Origin of the sequence: Rhizobium giardinii bv. giardinii H152 (assembly GCF_000379605.1) — a bacterium.
Classification (GTDB): Bacteria; Pseudomonadota; Alphaproteobacteria; order Rhizobiales; family Rhizobiaceae; genus Pararhizobium; species Pararhizobium giardinii.
Genome location: NZ_KB902633.1, coordinates 1 through 1,205, shown reverse-complemented (window position 1 = coordinate 1,205; position 1,205 = coordinate 1). Strand labels below are relative to the sequence as shown.

Annotated in this window: 2 protein-coding genes; both read left to right on the top strand. The window is 52.9% G+C overall.

Annotated features, from left to right (window positions below):
* A partial coding sequence (locus A3AY_RS0111805) for a branched-chain amino acid ABC transporter substrate-binding protein (RefSeq protein WP_018325879.1) occupies positions 1-977 on the top strand: 977 nt, incomplete at its 5' end.
* Positions 978-1,027: 50 nt separating this feature from the next.
* Positions 1,028-1,205, top strand: a 178-nt coding sequence (locus A3AY_RS41060; RefSeq protein WP_420864892.1) for an ABC transporter permease subunit, incomplete at its 3' end; no start/stop codon positions are given.

The following is a 1,205-nucleotide window of genomic DNA, read 5'->3' as shown; positions in this document are numbered from 1 at the left end:
CTAACTACGAGTATGAGCTCGTGGCGCTCGACGATGAATGCAAGCCCAACGTCGGGGTCCAGGTTGTGACCAAGGCGGCGGTTGACCAGTCGATTATTGCGGCAATACCGTTCTACTGCTCTTCAACTGCGATGGCTGCCATTGACATCTTCAATCGTTACAAGCTGCCGATGGTTGTATGGGCCGCTGTGCTTCCAGACATCACCTATGGCAATGACTATCCCGAGGTCAATCGCGTCACGGGTGCGCTGATTGGTCAGAACAAGGTCGGCGCAAAGTTCATGAAGGAGGCGGGTTACAAGACCTTCGTCGCCTTTGCTGATTCAACCGACTTTGGCAAATCGACCACCAAATACTTTAGCCTCTATACGGGCGAGGAACGCGGCGAAATCCTTGCGACTTTTAGTGTCCCGCCGGACCAGCAGGATCTTTCCGCCGAGCTCACAAAAGTAAAAGAGCTGAACCCTGAAGTGGTTTACTTCGGGGGACTGGTCCCCCTTGGCGCCAGACTAAGAACGCAAATGGAGAAGTTGGGGATCAAGGCGCAGTTTGAAGGAAATTCTGCGATCATGGGCGATGCCTATATCAATGCGGTAGGACCCGAGTTGGCAGAAGGCACCATTGCGTTCTACGACAGCCCCCCACTATCGCAAACGGCCGGCGGCAAGTTCTTTTTAGAGAAATACCAGGCATCCGGCTTTAAGGAAGCCCCCGAGGCCTACGGCCATTTCTCCTACGCTGCGACGATGCTTGTTCTGGAGGCGATCGAGAAAGTCGGACCAACAAGAGCTGACGTGACCGCGGAGCTCGGCAAGACAAAAGATCGCCCGTCCATCGTGGGACCGATCACCTTCGACGATCATGGTCAGAACGTAACGCTTCAGACCACCAAATACATCGTCCAGGACGGAAAATGGATCGTTTGGGAAGATAGCGAATATGCGAGCGGAAAGCGTAAATTGAAGAGGCTGCAGTGATGTCGTCGATGTCTGTGCTCTCGTTAATTTCCATCGCGTGGTAGGTTATTATGGCTACTTGGATCCAACATATAATAAATGGCCTGATGCAAGGCACCGTCTACGGTCTTGTGGCGATGGGATTCACGATCTTTTTCGGTGTGATGAACGTAATTAAGTTCTCGCATGGGGATGTCTTTACGTTTGGCGCATTTGGCGGCCTCGTTGCAGTATGGTTCGCCGAGGCGA